A 16,227-nucleotide genomic window follows, 5' to 3' on the forward strand; every position below is an offset into this window, starting at 1 on the left:
TCATTTGCTAATAGGAGTAATATGCAAAAATTTTTTAGAGGCTTAGGCCATTTTTCGGTAAAGTATCGATGGTTTATCATTGTCTTTTGGATCGCTGGCACTTTTGCATCGATTCAGTTCTTGCCGTCGCTTGGTTCGGTGGTTACCAATTCCAATAGGGCATTTCTTGCATCTAGCTCTCCCTCGATACAGGCCGCTAATTTAGCGTCGCCATTTCTAAACTCCAACGACTCCCAGGTCATAGTGGTTGCACAGACTAGTCAAAGTAAACTTTCCCCAACAGATAGGGCTGCATTTGTTGCCGTTCTGGCTTCGATGAAAAAGGAGCCGACAGTACTTTCGGTTAAGGTGGCAGGGGTTTCGCCTGACCAACGTGCTATCCAGGGAGTGATAATCTCAAAGACTGGTCCATTTGGTGCCACGGGTCTAAAGACACTAGTGGGCAACCTGCGTTCTGCCATCAAGGCAACACCTGTCCCGAGTGACCTTTCTGTTCACTTGGCAGGACAGACAGCGGTTACTGTTGATTCAAACTCCGGTAACAGCGCTGGTCCAAGCAATGCTCAGAACTACTCAGTTCTGCTGGTTGTAGTTATTCTTCTCATTGTCTTTCGTGCTGTGTTGGCTCCGTTTGTAACCCTGCTTCCAGCTGTATTCGTAGTACTAGCTGGAGGTCCAATTATCGCGGAGGCCTCCAAAGCTGGATTTACGGTATCATTTGTCACCCAGCTTCTCTTTATTATTTTGATCATCGGTGCCGGAACTGATTACGGTCTTTTCTTGGTCTTTAGAGTGCGGGAAGAGCTTCGTCGCGGACTAGAGCCTAAAGCTGCCGTATCTAGGGCGCTTGAGAAAGTCGGAGAATCTATTACCTTCTCTTCGGCGACGGTTATCGCAGCGCTTTTGTCCTTGGTGACTGCCTCTTTTGGCTTCTATCGGGGCCTCGGCTGGCCGCTAGCTATCGGCGTTGCTCTGATGCTGATCGCAGGCCTTACTCTATTGCCAGCGATTTTAGCGGTTCTGGGTCGCGCCGTCTTTTGGCCAACCTCGACTCGTCCTGGAGAACCAAAAGTAGGACTCTGGGGACGGATTGCAGCGAGGGTTGTAACTAGGCCTGTAACTACATTGATCATAGGTCTCGTTATCTTTGGTTCTTTGGCGGTTGCATCATTTGGCAATTCGCCATCTGGGTTTGCCTCGGCAAGCACCGCTCCTAAGGGCTCTGACTCTTACTATGGTACTCAAATCCTAAACAAGGAGTTCCCTTCATCGAGCTTCAATCCGACGGAGGTAATCTTCAAGTTCAAGAGATCGGTTTGGTCAAATCTATCCAATATAGAGGCTATGCAAACCGATCTTTCGCACCAGTCGACCTTAAAGTCTGTGTTTGGTCCCTTCAATGTGTTAGCTACCAAATTTAGCGCAAGCCAGCTAAGTGCACTGAATGCACAGTTGGGTTCACCAGCTGGACTGCCAGCCATAGAACCGGCAAACCTATCAATTCCTCCGAAGGTATATCAGGCGTATCGTAGCGAGTATCAGTTCATCTCCAAAGATGGAAGAACCATTTTATTCGTAACAAGTCTGAGCGCTGGAAATGCAGCTTCGACCGCTGCGCTGAATGCTACACCGTTGATTCGCTCTCAGGTGGGAGCGGTTGCGAATAAGTTCGGGGCTGAAAAATATGGAGTTGCTGGTCTAGCTCCAGCGGCATACGATATTGCATCTTCGTCGAGTTCGGATCTTGTCAAGATTGTTCCAGTGGTCATCATCATTATTGGTGTTCTGCTAGCTTTAGTTCTACGAAGTGGTGTGGCGCCTCTTTATCTGATGATCTCCGTCATTCTCTCGTATCTTGCCGCACTTGGGGCTGACGTTATTGTCTTTATCTACTTCGGCGGAAATAGCGGACTCAACTTTGTCTTACCCTTCCTATTATTCCTCTTCCTATTAGCACTGGGAGAGGACTATAACATCTTGGTTATGACAAGAATCCGCGAAGAGGCCCAACATAGAGATCTTCGCTCTGCAGTGAAGGTCGCCCTAAATGCTACTGGGTCGACTGTGACATCGGCGGGAATGGTCCTAGCTGGTACCTTTGCGGTTTTGGCTCTCGCCCAACTAGGAAATTCCCAGGTAGAAGAGATTGGCTTTGGCCTTGCTCTTGGAATCGTTATGGATACCTTTTTGGTCCGAACTCTCTTGGTCCCTAGTGTTGTGGTCCTTTTGGGTCATTGGAATTGGTGGCCATCTCATCTTTTCAAGGAATCACACTCTGACCTCGAGGCTGCTAGGTGGGAGGCTGAGCAAGCTGAAATGGATAACCCAAATGAACCAAGCGGCGATGTGACTATCGGCGTGAAGTAAGTTAGCTCTTTGACCAATAGTCTCGGCTTTGTTGCTCATTGGATGATGCGATGGAGCCGAGACTATTTTCATCTCAAAAAGGCGGGATTTTTGTCGAATCGGCACTTGTTCTGAACCGTTTTCGGCCCTATCTGTTGTTTGCTAGAGTCTAGTCATAGCGACTTTTAAGAGCCGATTCCCTGGTCCTATTAGAGCTTCACTCCGATAAGAAATCGCATCGCTCGGCCAAATCTCTGAGTTAATCGTTTAATATGTCATGAAGGGCCTCGAAGGACATTCCCTAGAAAGGACGTCATGTCAGGAAGTGTAACCACACGAGTAATCGGTTCAATTGCAGAGGTACTAATTACTAATCCTGAGCGCAAAAATGCGATATCGCAGGATATGTGGGGTCAACTCGACGATAGTATCCGCCTCGTTGACTCGAATGATTACGTCAAAGTGGTCATAGTACATGGTGGCGATGGCAACTTTGTGGCCGGTGCTGACATCTCTGAATTTAAAGACCTGCGTCAAAGTGGCCAAAGCTCGCATACCTACGATGAAAATACCGAGAAGGCACTTTTGCGTCTTCGTAGGACCTCTAAGGTGACCATCGCTTTGATAGAGGGATATTGTATCGGAGGGGGTGTCTCAATCGCTGTAGCTTGTGACTTTAGAATTGGAGCAGCTAATTCGATCTACCAAGTTCCCCCAGCTCGTTTGGGAATTTCCTACCCCCTTGGTTCGCTCTCGCGCTTGGTTGAATTGGTTGGTCCGACTAATGCCAAGTGGATGATCTTTACCGCGGCTCGCCTAAGTGCAGTCGAAGCGGAGTCGATCGGACTCATTAGGAGCGTCGCTTCGGAAGCGATTTGGGAATATGTAGATGATCTTGCTCGCCAGATTTCCGAGAATGCACCCTTATCTATTATGGCTACTAAGCGAGTGATTGAGGCGCTTAGTAATGGCGGCGACTCTGTGGCTGATGTGGCGAACGAGATGAGCGAAAAGACACTCTCATCGAGAGATTATCTAGAGGCGCTAGAGGCTTTTTCTCAGAAGCGACAGCCAAAGTTCGAAGGACGTTAGATATCTTGGGCCATTTTTCTTAGCTCTTTTGATAAGACTTTGCCCATCGCGTTTTTAGGAAGAGCATCTATTGCGATAAAGTCTTTTGGAACCTTATAAGGTGCTAATTGAGCTTTTAGAAGATCTACCAGATCTGAGGTTTTCAGTGGGAGGCTCCTCCAAACTATGAATGCCACTACTTCCTCGCCCCATATCTCACTTTGACGTCCGACCACTGCTACCTCTGCTATTTGTGGGAGAGCGCGCAACTGATCCTCGACCTCTCGTGGGTAAACATTAAATCCGCCGGTGATAATGAGATCCTTTAGGCGAGCATCGATAATTAGATAATCATCTTCATCAAACCTTCCGACGTCGCCGGTCGCAAACCAGCCGTTGGCAAAAGATTTTGCTGTAGCTTCTTCTTGACCGAGGTACCCCTGAAAGACGTTGGGACCCTTGAGCCAAATCTCACCTCGGTTATCGATTCCAACGCTGACTCCACATAGCGGTTTGCCTACGCTACCGGCCTTTCTAGCTCCGTCGAATGGATTGGAGGTGTTCATCACGGTCTCTGTCATTCCGTATCGCTCCAGGGGAGGTTGTCCCATTACTTGGTCTATTTTGGCGAATGTTTGTGGGGAGAGCGGGGCAGATCCTGAAACTATAAGTCTGAACTTTGAAAAGTTACTTGATCGAGAGTCTCCAACTAATCGTCCATAGATCGTTGGTACTCCAAAAAAGAGCGAGGGCCGATGGGCCGAGATAGCGCTAAAGACCGCTTCTAGATCAAATTTTTCTTCTAGTACAATCGACGATCCAACTACCATTGAACCGATCAACCCCACTCCTAGACCGTGCATATGGAATAGGGGTAAGGTTAGGAGTAGCCGATCGGACGACTTCCAATCCCATGCCACAGATAGCCCTTGTATCGAGGAGATGAGATTGCTGTGACTCAAAAGTGCGCCCTTGGGGTTACCTGTTGTTCCTGAGGTATATGCACATAGGGCTATATCAGAAGGACTGCCACTACAGGGAAGGGTCGTTTGTCCATCTACATTTATTTTCCCATACGGAGACTCGCCTTCATAAAGGCTGGACTGATCCGTGCCTCGTCTATTGATTTCATCGTAGGTGATTAGAGATATGGAGCTATTCGTGGTCGGAAGGTGCGATCCAGGGCCAATATATGGATCTTTGTCAAAGCGGAGTTTGGTGATGAACTCCAGATTGGGTTGATCAATTGCATCGCAGGCGAATAGGGCGGGACGCACGTCTTTCAAGATGTAAGTGAGCTCTCGTTCTGTGTAGTTGGGGTTTATCGGAACGACTACCAATCTCAGAATTTGGGCTGCAAGAAAGGTCGTGGCAAAAGAAACTGAACCTCGTCCGCTGAGGGCAATTCTTGATCCAGGCGTCAAATCGAAGGTCGAACTTAGCATCTTGGCCTGACCTTGTGCAATTTGATAGAATTGAGCCCCACTTAACCAGCCAGTTCTGGCTGAATGGATGAAGTTCGAATGGTTTTGCTTTAGGTTGAGCTCGCTTATCGAAGCGATAGTTAGATCGAGTGGGTCAAAACGGGTTTCATTGGTGACTATCTTGATAAAGGATGGAGATCCGTCGTTATTGAGTGGTGGCACTTCTTTATTTTAGTTAGGCACCATTTGAGGACGTGATCAATCTGCCTATTATTGATTGACTGGTATATTTTGATCTGGCAGAACGAAGGTGCCATCTTGAATGAACCGGCAATTGATATGCCCTTGCATCATTGGCCCGTTGAGCACTGGGCCAAGAACTGTGCTCTGTGGCGCTCTGGTAAATCAAGGCCTCTTGCATTGGCGGCCTTTGGGGTTATAGAAAGGGATCGGCCGAGGTCTCTTTGGTAAGGGTCAGACCTCTGGTGCTAAAGCGGAAAATCTTAAATAGAGTTGGTGAAATTTTGCCTTTTGAACCATTGTCGAGATTCCACGAGATAGCCATCTTTGCGAGTAGTGCCCTCTGACAAATATGGCTTGTGCGTCTCTATATTGCGGATTATTCCAAATGACCTAGAGATATTTGTGAGCCAAGTGGTGACGTTTGTGGCTAAATTTCAAAGAGGCTGGGGGTCTCAAACAAAGGCCGAACGAGAGAGAACTCAAGTTCTTGGTGCTCGAGCCATTTGTAGCTGATGATCCTGTTACATGTTCGGCAAAAAAGAGAGATTGACTTGTATGAAAGCCATAAAGATCGCCTCCAAAGTTTGAATGTTAGAGGCGATCTTTATGGAGATTTTGAATTTGGTAGTCTTAGATCAACGCCGCGGCTTCGCTTAGAACGCCCCTTAGGATTCCGACTATGTCGTCTATCTCCGACCTACCTATGACTAGTGGAGGCGATAGTTGGATGACGGGATCACCTCTATCATCGGCTCGACAGATCAAGCCTTCCTCAAAGAGCCTTGGCGTCAGAAGGCCACGAAGCAGTCGTTCTGATTCGTCGTCGCTAAAGGTCTCCTTGGATGATCGATCCTTGACGAGTTCGATTCCGTAGAAGTATCCAGTTCCTCGGATGTCACCTACGATAGAGATATCTCGCAACCCTTCAAGAGATTCCCTAAAGTATCCCTCGTTGGCTAGTACATTTCCTAGGAGGTTTTCGCGCTCGAAGATGTCAAGATTGGCTAGCGCAACAGCACTTGATACTGGGTGACCAGCGAATGTAAAGCCATGTAAGAAGGTATTGGTCTCCTTTAGATAAGGCTCGATAATTCGATCGGAAGCTATTAGAGCGCCGATTGGAGAATACCCCGATGTCATACCTTTGGCGACAGTGATCATATCAGGTACAAAGTTGTATTTTTGCGATCCGAAGTAGTGGCCCAGACGACCAAAACCGCAGATTACTTCGTCGGCTACCAGTAGCACATCGTATTTGTCGCAGATTTCTCGAACCCGATCGAAGTATCCATCGGGTGGCGTGAAGCATCCTCCGGCATTTTGAACCGGCTCAAGAAAGACAGCAGCTATTGTATCTGCCCCTTCGTAGTTGATCATTCGCTCAATGTCGTCAGCGCAGTGAAGAGTACATGCAGGTGAATTCGCACAATCGACACAACGGTAGCGATTTGTGTTGGCCACCTTGAAGGTGCCGGGTATTAGTGGTTCAAAATCAGCTTTTATGCCGGCTAAACCAGTGATAGAGAGCGCTCCCATAGTGGTGCCATGGTAAGAGATGTTTCGGGAGATAACCTTGGTCTTTTTTGGTTTGCCGGTTAGTTTGAAGTATTGCCGAGCCAGCTTGAAGGCGGTTTCGACAGCTTCACCGCCGCCCGTGGTGAAAAAGACGCGATTTAGATCTCCAGGAGTCAACGAAGCTAACCTTTCGGCAAGTTCAATCGCTGGAGCGTGTGCGTAACTCCATATGGGGAAGTAGGCAAGTTCGCTAGCTTGTTTGGCCGCCGCTTCGGCAAGTTCGTGACGACCGTGTCCTGCTTGAACCACAAAAAGACCAGCCAAACCATCGATATAGCGCTTCCCATGGGAGTCCCAAACGTAGCCGCCTTCTCCCTTTACCATGATGGGAATTTCTGCTTCGTTATAGGAGGAGAGACGTGTAAAGTGCATCCAAAGATGACGGCGCGCCATTTCGGATAGCTTGTCGGAATCGAATTTACTGTAATTATTTTTATCGTTCATCTTGCACCCCAGGCATATGATTGTTTTTCCAGTCTCAAATAGACAAACGTTTCCAGCGACGAGACGCCGGGAACGTTTCGAATGGTGTCATTGAGGATTTCCATCAGGTGGGCATCGTCTTCGCAGACGACCTCAGCGAGCAAGTCGTACCGACCTGCACAAACTACTACGTAGTCAACCTCCTTTATTTTTGCAATTGTCTCTGATACTTTTCGAAGGTCTCCATCGGCTCTTATACCAATCATCGCTTGGCGTGTAAAACCAACCGAAAGAGGGTCTGTCACAGCCACGATCTGCATTACATTTTGGTCGATAAGGCGCTGAACTCTTTGGCGAACGGCTGCCTCTGAAAGGCCAACCTCTTTCGCAAGAGTTGCATAGGAACGGCGACCGTCAATCTGTAGAAGTTCAATCAGCTGTTTTGATTTGTCGTCTAAGGTAAAAAGTCCTCGACTGTCATTTCTTAAAGGTTCCACATTTCTTGTTATGGGCGCTACTGCTCCCCCGCCGCCTCTCACCGGGCGTAATGCTCGTTCCACTTTGATTACTCCAAAAGATATAAGTTCATGGAAAGATATGATTCCAACAGTTCTGTGCGCAATTGTATCGCGAATTGTTCTTGGAAAAAGATCGTTACGAAGGATTCTTACATTTTTGGTATGCGTATTCTAGCGATTCCGAAAATTTCTGTCCATTTTTATGCGTTTTCCATACTTCGACCGCGTTTTCAATGTAGTTTAGGCAGTGGATCATTGATGATACGACGGAGTCGGTGCCCATTTGGTTACGGATCGGTTGATTTATTTTTCTCGGCGGCAGCAGTGGTGGATATTTGTGGTTGTGAACAATACGATTCCTACCGCGGAGCTGTTGGCTTGAGTTAGAGGTTATTCCAATTTACCGTATTTGAATGTGCTGGTGGATCTGGCTTTATTTCATGTGATTGCTTTCTGGTGGTGTCTTTGATGGTTAGGGGAGTTGAATGCGAGTCCTAGTGATAGGTGCTGGTGGCGTTGGGGAAGCGATTGTAAAGATTTCTTCCAAGTTCGAAAGCTTTAGTTTTATTTGTGTCGCGGATATCGATGAGGACAGGGCGCGATACGTTGCACGACAGACCAATCTTGATGACTCCGCGGTTGCCTATAGCAAATTAGACGCGAGTTCTGTGACGGAGATAGTGGCTTTGGCCTCTGCTTTTGAGATAGATGCGATTATGAACGCCTGTGACCCGCGTTTTGTAATGCCGATCTTTGATGCTGCATACGAGTATGGATGTACTTATGTCGATATGGCAATGTCGCTCTCTAAGCCACATCCGAGCGATCCCTATTCTAAGTGCGGCGTAATGCTGGGGGATGCGCAATTTGAAAAGGCTAACCTCTGGGAGGAGAAGGGGCTACTTGCTTTAGTTGGCGTTGGCGTCGAACCCGGACTGAGCGACATCTTCGCGGCGTATGCGAGCAAGCATCTTTTCTCACAGATCGACGAGATAGGGGTGAGAGATGGAGCGAATTTGGTAGTGGAGGGGTACGACTTTGCTCCGACATTTTCAATATGGACGACGATTGAAGAGTGCCTCAACCCCCCTTTGATCTACGAAGCAAATAAAGGTTTTTACACAACGGAGCCATTTTCTGAGGCAGAGGTCTTTGACTTCCCTGGCGGAATTGGCCCAGTCGAATGTGTGAACGTAGAGCATGAAGAGGTTGTGTTGATTCCAAAATGGCTCAAAGCAAATCGAGTTACCTTCAAATATGGCCTTGGCGATGAGTTCATATCAGTCCTAAAGACCCTTCATAAACTTGGGCTGGATAACGCGCAAAAGATAACAGTGGGTGAAGTCTCAGTCTCTCCTCGCGATGTCGTAGGTGCATGTTTGCCCAATCCAATAGATTTAGGTCCAATGATGCATGGAAAGACTTGTGCAGGGACGTATGTAAGTGGTCTCGATAAGGACTCTAAAGCTAGGGCAGTATATCTTTACCACGTCGTGGACAATGACGAGACGATGGCGAAATGGGGATGCCAAGCAGTCGTATGGCAGACAGCGATAAACCCCGTAATAGCACTGGAGCTAATTTCTAGTGGGGTATGGGCCGCGAGGGGAGTTCTAGGACCGGAGGCATTTGACCCTGATCCATTCCTAGATTCCCTGGTAAAACATGAATCGCCGTGGGGGATGCGTGAGGAGATTGTCTAATTAAATGTTGTTTTTTTAGGTGATATTACAGGAAATTCAAACTATAACAGGAACGACTTACTCCCAGGATTAGCTGGTCTTGGGGTATAATTCGAATCAATTAGGAACAAGGAGCGCAAATTGAGCGAGTCTAAGGAAACTATCAGGAACTTTATTGCGGGCAAAGAGGTCGATGCTCGCTCTGGTTCCACCTCAGATATTATTGATCCATCAACAGGTGCGGTTTATGCCAGTGCACCCCTCTCTGACGCAAGCGATATTGAGCTCGCCTGTCAGGCTGCGGCAAGTGCGTTTGAAGAATGGGGGCAGACGACGCCCTCGGAGCGATCCTTGGCGCTTTTTAGGATTGCCGATGCCCTAGAGGCGAATGCTAAGGAGCTTGTTGAGATTGAATCCCGTAATACAGGCAAGCCCATTGGCTTGACTATTTCGGAAGAGATTCCTCCGATGGTCGATCAGATTCGCTTCTTCGCCGCAGCAGCTCGTAATCTTGAGGGTCGCTCAGCAGCGGAGTATATGCGTGACCATACCTCGATGATCAGGCGCGAGCCCATAGGAGTATGTGCGAGTGTTACTCCATGGAACTATCCAATGATGATGGCGGTCTGGAAGTGGGCGCCTGCTCTGGCTGCAGGAAATACCATGGTTTTGAAGCCATCGGATACCACACCGATGTCAGCGCTCTTTATGGCCAAGGTCATGTCAGAGTTTCTTCCGGCGGGAGTATTCAATGTGGTTTGTGGCGAACGCGATACGGGGAGGGCTCTTATCGAGAACAAGATACCGCAGATGGTATCTATTACCGGTTCGGTCCGTGCAGGCATAGAGGTAGCCCAGACGGCTGCTAGAGATCTAAAGCGAGTCCATCTGGAGTTAGGCGGAAATGCACCTGTAATAGTCTTTGACGATGCCGATGTCGAGAAAGCTGCCCAAGGGATCGCTATTGCCGGCTATTTCAATGCTGGACAGGACTGTACTGCTGCGGCACGTGTGATGGTGGGATCTAAGGTTTATGGTGACTTTGTGGCCGCATTGACTGAAGCCGCTAAGGCAACTAAGGTCGGCAAGCCTGCTGACGAAGCTGACTTTGGTCCTTTGAATAACTCAAATCAGCTCTCTAGAGTGATGGGACTGCTTGAGCGATTACCAGATCATGCCCAAGTTGAAACTGGCGGCGAAAGGGTTGGCCAGGACGGATACTTTTTGACTCCAACGGTAGTTAGTGGCCTTTTGCAGAGAGATGAGATCGTTCAATCTGAGATCTTTGGACCAGTAATTACAGTTCAAAAGTTTTCCGATGAAGCCGAAGCCTTAAAATCTGCTAATGATGTTGAGTACGGACTTGCATCGTCAGTTTGGACCAAGGATCACGGTACGGCCATGCGAATGGCTAAGTCGCTGAATTTTGGAGCAGTATGGATCAATACGCACATTCCTCTTGTTGCCGAGATGCCACATGGAGGTTTCAAGCACTCCGGGTACGGAAAAGACCTGTCAATGTATGGTTTTGAGGACTATACGAGGATCAAGCACGTCATGAGCTATATAGGAGGATAGACCCTGCTTGGCCATAAAATCAGGGCCGAAAGAGTTTTGGGCTATGAATTTTCCAGATGGGTCTTTACTCGAAATTTAGTCCTTTATCAAGATGGCATTTCTGGAACTCTGGGATCGTCTAACCTCACGCACAAAAATCCTATCTGAATGAGGTGATCTTTGAACTTACTTCGTGGTGTAACACTCCAATTGGAGTGTTACACCACGAACCTCTAGTTGGGCTGTTTCGAATGCCGTAAGCTATTCCTATAATGGCCCCTAAATATGGTCTGTAAATATAGCCAGTTGGAAACCTTTGATTGTCAGGGAATGCCACAAATACGAGGTCGGCCCTAGCGGAATCGATGAAGAGTGCCGATAGGCAAAAGATTTCTACAGATCTCTATTTCGCGACAGCTGAACTCCTTAGATGGCTTTGGAGATGTGAAAATCAATGGAGATGTGGCTGTCGTCGAGTTCAAGAGCCTCCTAATTGGTTCGGCCAATTACTTTTTGGATTTAAGCGATAAACCTTCGATAGCGTCGAGCTTATTATGCCACTCTTGCACCAGTGCAAGAGTAGTTCCTGCCGCTAATTTTGCTGACGAAGAGATTGAGCTTTAGCCATTGGCTTTTGTTATCTCTGGATTTTTCCTACCATCGATAAAACCCGTCATATCTCCATTGGATCGGGAGGAAAAGATGGTTCGGCTGGCGATTAGATAGTTTGTGACCCATGAGTGTAAAGTCACAGTTTTCGCAGCGTCAAAGGCGATCTCTGGAGCAACTCCAACAATCCTAATCAATAGATTGCTCTGCATGGGTGGAAATATAACGCCGGTTTCTGGCGATTCAATAGTTGCAAAGTCCTCTTCGACCCAATCTCTTCGTCGGAGATGAGAGTGATGGCATCGCTTGGTTTCGAATCTAGGGTAAGGTTGACGCTCGGAACTTTATTTGCGTTCGAGTGGAGTTCCACCAATTTTACAAAGGTACCAAAGGCTGATTGGGATGGTGCTCTGTCGAATTTTAGGTAGAAGTGAGCGGATGCATCGAGTGTGAGTAAACCTTAGCGTGCCTGTGTCAAAATCTTGCCCATGGCCGCCCCTTGGAATGATGCTCGATGAAGTGTCAATGATCCTAAAGTTGGAGTTGGCCCTGTCGTGCTTTGTCGCCTCACGCTAGATTTCTGTGAACAATACAAAGGCCGCCCTTGGCCTCTTGAGGGTTGCCTGGCTCGCTCGGACATTGTTTTAGCTATTACTTGGTTTCGCCCACGGTCCATGGGCGACTCTGATTGCAACGAGGAGATAAGTTCGACCTTGTCTCAGGCGGGATGGACCCTGGGATTTTGACAATGAGCGACCGTGAAGAGTTTTCGCGGTCGCTCATTGTCGATCTTCTCTATCAAGGGAGCATAAGTTAGAGATTTGCTTTGATAGCAGCTTCAAATGCAGCGAGTGCCTGCGCAACTTGGCTCTCATTGATGATCAGAGGTGGCATCCACCGAATGACGTTATTGTAGGTACCGGCATTCATAAGGATTACTTTGCCATTTTCGCGTGCGTGTCTGAGAATTTGATTGACAAGTTCACCGTTTGGTAACCCAGTTGCTGGGTCGACAATCGTGCAACCTAACATAATTCCAAGGCCACGTACGTCGTTTATGATTTCATACTGAGCTTTGAGTTCTTCTAAACCTGATCTAAGTTGAGCACCTCTTGCCACCACATTTTCAAGAAATCCTTCAGATCTCAGGATGTCAATTGTTGCCAGTGCTGCGGCGGCGCCTATTGGATTTCCTCCGTAGGTTCCTCCGTGGCTGCCTACGGGCCAACGTTCCATGATTTCATAGGATGAGCCTATCGCCGAGAATGGAAACCCAGAGGCGATACCTTTGGCCATTACCATAATGTCTGGCTCTATCCCGTAGTGCTCGAGTGCAAACATCTTGCCGGTGCGCCCAAAACCTGACTGAACTTCGTCAGCGACAAAGAGAATACCCTTTGCTTTGGCTCGCTCATATAATCCTTGGACGAAGGCCTTGGGCGCCGGGCGATACCCTCCCTCGCCTTGTACTAGTTCAACAACTACGGCAGCGGTTTCGCTCGGGGCGGTCTGTGTTGCTAGCAAAAGATCGAAGTTATCGAGGGCCCTCTTGACTGCTGCCGCTTCGTCAAGGCCACTGGTGCTTGGATCGGGAAACTCTGATACGAACACTCCCGATGGAAAAGGAGCATAACCAGCTTTGTAACCAGTTTTTGCCGTCGTCATAGCCATGGTTTGAGCAGTTCGACCGTGAAATGACCCTTGAAATACGATTATGTGGGGCTTTTTGGTCGCTGCTTTGGCTAGTTTGACTGAACCTTCGGTAGCTTCAGCTCCGGAATTGGAAAAGAAAAAGGTATCGATCGATTGAGGCGTTATTTCATTTAACTTTTCAGCTAATGGCTCAAGAAGGTCGTGCTTGTAGATGTTCACTTGCGCGTGTATGAAGCGGGCGGCTTGATTAGTAATCGCTTCCACGACCTTGGGGTGACAGTGGCCGGTCGAAGTTACAGCAATGCCAGCTGTAAAGTCTAAGTATTCTTCACCACTTTGGGTTTTAACTGTCGCCCCAGAGCCGCTAACAACGTCTAGCCCCGTTAGTTGGGACCACACTGGTGACAGATGAGATCTTTGAGTCATCTTTGTTTCTCCTTTTGTCTTATGCCACCATGGTGGCAATTTTGTTGAAGGCGTACTAGGGGCCATCGATCAAAATGCTTTATATTTTCGAAACCGTTTAGGGTTCGGCCTAGAGGGTAATTGGTCTGATCTTTAGTTCATTGGCCGGTAAGTCGATTGAGAATCGTCGCCGTTAATGGTTGAGGGAGTCCTTGATTTTCGTATTTGTCTGACTGAGCTGCTGCCCATAAGCCAGCGTTTACACCTAGGTATCTAAGTGGTTCCATCTCCCATTTTCTTGCTTTGTGATTTACGATACAGAGTTCGCTTAGATCGCTTTTTTTATTGAGAATAAGATCCGAAAGTGTCCTGCCAGCGAGGTTGGATGTAGTGACACCGTCACCTACGTAGCCTCCAAGGCTCGCAATACCTCGTCCTAGGTCGAAACGAACAAATGAAAAAAAGTCGCGGGGAACGCCCAGCGGACCACCCCATTGGTATTGGATTTTGGTAGCGCGCAATGATGGGAAGAGCTCAATTAATGCCGATTTTAGGTTGTCAAAGACGTCACTTTGATAATCAAACTTAGGTGAAATGGTTGATTTAAAGTGATAGGGAGCTCCGCGACCACCAAAGACAATTCGATTGTCGGCACTTCTTTGGCCATAGACGATCAGATTGCGTTCGTCGGCGAAGGTTTCACAGTCCCCAAGGCCGATCTCGGCGAATTGCTGGTCGGAAAGGCGTTCTGTTGCAATCATAAGCGAGTATATGGGCGTTGTCACTCGAGATTGCCCAGATAGGAGTGATCGGTATCCCTCGAGGGCATCGATTGCCACTTCGCACTTTATCCCTCGGCCATTCACTTGAAGGTCATGTGGACCAATCTTTGTCACCAGTGATTGTTCATAGATTTGAACGCCCATTCCAAGTACTACTTGTGCTAGGCCTCGAGCTAGTTTTGCTGGGTGAATTCGAGCACATTGTTTCGTAAATGCGCCGCCTAAAGTGTCGGTCGCATTGAGGCGTTTTTGTGCTTGAGCGCCATCGAGCAGTTGTACGTCTTCGCCAAATCCGAAGTTTTGCTCAGATTGAACGAATGCCGAGGCACGATCGAGCTGAGCCTTATTGCGTGCCACCATAATGGTGCCGCCCTTGTGAAAGTCGGCTTCTATGCCTTCGCTTTGAGTGACCTTGCCGATCTCGTCGATCGAGTCATTGAGAGACCGATATAGGGCGATTGCTGACTGTCGACCGTATCGATCTTCAATGGCTTGTTTAGATGAGGCGAATAAGCCCGAAGCCCAGCCCCCATTTCTTCCAGAGGCGCCAAAGCCAGCGAATTTTGCCTCAAAGATCGCGATTCTCAATGAAGGATCGGCTTTTTTGAGGTAATAGGCGCTCCAGAGACCGCTATAGCCTCCACCAGCAATTCCAATGTCTATCGTCAAGTCCTTGTTGATGGGATTTGTGGGAACGATTGGATCAAGTTGCGCGAGCCAAAGACTCTTTGGCGAAGGCCAAGTTAGCATTTATTGACCTTAAAATCCTAAAGATTCTGAGACGGCCTTATAGACGATCTTGCCCTTGGAGACATTTAGTGCCCCAGCGAGTCGTTCTGAAGCAGGGTCCCTAGCAAGGTCTACCAGTCGCGGTGCAACGGCAGCGCTAAGTGCCCTCGACGATGTGCGCGGGTATTGGCCAGGTACGTTAGTTACGCAGTAGTGGACCACTCCGGAATCGACAAAGGTTGGATGAGATAGAGAGGTCGGACGTGAGGTCTCGATGCAGCCTCCTTGATCGATTGCAAGGTCGACGGCCACTGAACCTGGCTTCATTGATTCAATGTGTTCCCGAGTGATCAATTTAGGTGCTTTTGCACCTGGCACGAGAGCAGCGCCTACGACAAGGTCGGCGTTTTTCACAACTTCAGCTATCGCCATTTCGGACGATGCCAAAGATGCGGTAATTGTCCCTTGTTGTTGTAGCTCGTGAAGTCTGGCTAGATCAATATCAACCCCTGTGACTTCGGCATCCATTCCGCGAGCTCCTCGAGCAGCCATAGTTCCAGCTACTCCCATTCCTACCACGACAACGCGCGCCGGAAGAACACCAGCCGATCCGCCAAGAAGAGTTCCTGAACCGCTCGCTAGGTAATATGCACCCATGATTGCAGCCGCCCGGCCTGCAACTTCGCTCATTGGAGCTAACAAAGGAAGGCCCTTAGGATATGAGAGAGTCTCAAATGCAAATGCTTCTACTCCAGAGGACATTAGAGCACGCGCAAGGTCTGGTTCTGCAGCCAAATGTAGGTAGGCAAATAGGTGAAGACCTTCACGGAAGTACCCCCACTCACTGGGCTGGGGTTCTTTTACCTTGCAAACTAGATCGGATTCCCAAACGTCGGCTGCCGTAGGAACAATTTTTGCTCCGACTGCTTGGTAGTCTTCATTGGTGAAGCCAGCGCCAACTCCCCCATCTTGCTGGATACGGACTTCGAAGCCAGCCGATATTGCCATCTTGACCGCAGATGGCTCAAGCGCAATCCTTCGTTCGCCGTCTTTTGTTTCGGCTGGAATTCCGATTGTGCGAATCATATTCATCCCCTTGACGAATCGTCACCATGGAAGGCTCTGACGATTATGTACCTGTTATTAGTGTCGACGAAGAGGGTGCGCGCTGATGCGCAACGCTTTACGTCTCAACTTAATCAAGGCTACA

At 48.4% G+C, this 16,227-nt stretch carries 11 protein-coding genes; 4 read left to right on the forward strand and 7 right to left on the reverse strand.

The genetic code is table 11. The features are described from left to right. Positions 1–21 precede the first annotated feature (21 nt). Entirely contained in the window at positions 22–2,367 is a 2,346-nt protein-coding gene (locus tag ACIDITHRIX25_RS83235; RefSeq protein ID WP_052604569.1) for an MMPL family transporter, read from the forward strand. A 294-nt stretch (positions 2,368–2,661) separates the two neighbouring features. After that, positions 2,662–3,438: an enoyl-CoA hydratase-related protein gene (locus ACIDITHRIX25_RS83240; protein ID WP_201731968.1), complete on the forward strand. Its 777-nt coding sequence runs from the start codon at positions 2,662–2,664 to the stop codon at positions 3,436–3,438. Here ACIDITHRIX25_RS83240 and ACIDITHRIX25_RS83245 read toward each other — a convergent pair. The 3 genes from ACIDITHRIX25_RS83245 to ACIDITHRIX25_RS83255 form a co-directional block, all read right to left on the reverse strand. Then, entirely contained in the window at positions 3,435–5,063 is a 1,629-nt protein-coding gene (locus ACIDITHRIX25_RS83245) for a class I adenylate-forming enzyme family protein (protein ID WP_201731969.1), read from the reverse strand. The two genes, ACIDITHRIX25_RS83240 and ACIDITHRIX25_RS83245, sit on opposite strands and share 4 nt — an antisense overlap. Before the next feature lie 651 nt (positions 5,064–5,714). Then, a complete protein-coding gene (locus ACIDITHRIX25_RS83250; RefSeq protein WP_052604565.1) occupies positions 5,715–7,103 on the reverse strand; it encodes an aspartate aminotransferase family protein in 1,389 nt (462 codons plus the stop codon). Beyond that, complete coding sequence (locus ACIDITHRIX25_RS83255; RefSeq protein ID WP_052604580.1) at positions 7,100–7,591, reverse strand: Lrp/AsnC family transcriptional regulator; 492 nt, start codon at positions 7,589–7,591, stop codon at positions 7,100–7,102. The genes ACIDITHRIX25_RS83250 and ACIDITHRIX25_RS83255 overlap by 4 nt, the downstream gene beginning before the upstream one ends. Before the next feature lie 494 nt (positions 7,592–8,085). Here ACIDITHRIX25_RS83255 and ACIDITHRIX25_RS83260 point away from each other — a divergent pair, with 494 nt between their 5' ends. Both ACIDITHRIX25_RS83260 and ACIDITHRIX25_RS83265 read left to right on the forward strand, forming a co-directional pair. Next, on the forward strand, positions 8,086–9,303 hold the full coding sequence (locus tag ACIDITHRIX25_RS83260; protein ID WP_052604564.1) for a saccharopine dehydrogenase family protein: 1,218 nt from the start codon (positions 8,086–8,088) through the stop codon (positions 9,301–9,303). Between the two features lie 120 nt (positions 9,304–9,423). Further along, positions 9,424–10,860 carry a gamma-aminobutyraldehyde dehydrogenase gene (locus ACIDITHRIX25_RS83265; protein WP_201731970.1) on the forward strand — a complete coding sequence of 479 codons (1,437 nt, stop codon included), beginning with the start codon at positions 9,424–9,426 and terminating at the stop codon, positions 10,858–10,860. A gap of 599 nt (positions 10,861–11,459) precedes the next feature. Here the strand turns inward: ACIDITHRIX25_RS83265 and ACIDITHRIX25_RS83270 are convergent. From ACIDITHRIX25_RS83270 to ACIDITHRIX25_RS83285, 4 genes are all read right to left on the reverse strand, one after another. Next, complete coding sequence (locus ACIDITHRIX25_RS83270; RefSeq protein WP_213333478.1) at positions 11,460–11,645, reverse strand: hypothetical protein; 186 nt, start codon at positions 11,643–11,645, stop codon at positions 11,460–11,462. Positions 11,646–12,261: 616 nt separating this feature from the next. Further along, on the reverse strand, positions 12,262–13,527 hold the full coding sequence (locus tag ACIDITHRIX25_RS83275) for an aspartate aminotransferase family protein (protein WP_201731971.1): 1,266 nt from the start codon (positions 13,525–13,527) through the stop codon (positions 12,262–12,264). Between the two features lie 137 nt (positions 13,528–13,664). Further along, complete coding sequence (locus ACIDITHRIX25_RS83280; protein WP_052604559.1) at positions 13,665–15,038, reverse strand: NAD(P)/FAD-dependent oxidoreductase; 1,374 nt, start codon at positions 15,036–15,038, stop codon at positions 13,665–13,667. Between the two features lie 9 nt (positions 15,039–15,047). Next, positions 15,048–16,103 carry an alanine dehydrogenase gene (locus ACIDITHRIX25_RS83285; RefSeq protein ID WP_052604558.1) on the reverse strand — a complete coding sequence of 352 codons (1,056 nt, stop codon included), beginning with the start codon at positions 16,101–16,103 and terminating at the stop codon, positions 15,048–15,050. Positions 16,104–16,227: the final 124 nt, after the last annotated feature.

It is taken from the genome of Acidithrix sp. C25, from assembly GCF_904848545.2.

What these genes read in the sequence shown, in the direction of transcription:
- ACIDITHRIX25_RS83235 (WP_052604569.1), top strand. Translation starts at nt 22, where the DNA reads ATGCAAAAATTTTTTAGAGGCTTAGGCCATTTTTCGGTAAAGTATCGA.
- ACIDITHRIX25_RS83240 (WP_201731968.1), top strand. Translation starts at nt 2,662, where the DNA reads ATGTCAGGAAGTGTAACCACACGAGTAATCGGTTCAATTGCAGAGGTA.
- ACIDITHRIX25_RS83250 (WP_052604565.1), bottom strand. Translation starts at nt 7,103, where the DNA reads ATGAACGATAAAAATAATTACAGTAAATTCGATTCCGACAAGCTATCC.
- ACIDITHRIX25_RS83260 (WP_052604564.1), top strand. Translation starts at nt 8,086, where the DNA reads ATGCGAGTCCTAGTGATAGGTGCTGGTGGCGTTGGGGAAGCGATTGTA.
- ACIDITHRIX25_RS83275 (WP_201731971.1), bottom strand. Translation starts at nt 13,527, where the DNA reads ATGACTCAAAGATCTCATCTGTCACCAGTGTGGTCCCAACTAACGGGG.
- ACIDITHRIX25_RS83280 (WP_052604559.1), bottom strand. Translation starts at nt 15,038, where the DNA reads ATGCTAACTTGGCCTTCGCCAAAGAGTCTTTGGCTCGCGCAACTTGAT.
- ACIDITHRIX25_RS83285 (WP_052604558.1), bottom strand. Translation starts at nt 16,103, where the DNA reads ATGATTCGCACAATCGGAATTCCAGCCGAAACAAAAGACGGCGAACGA.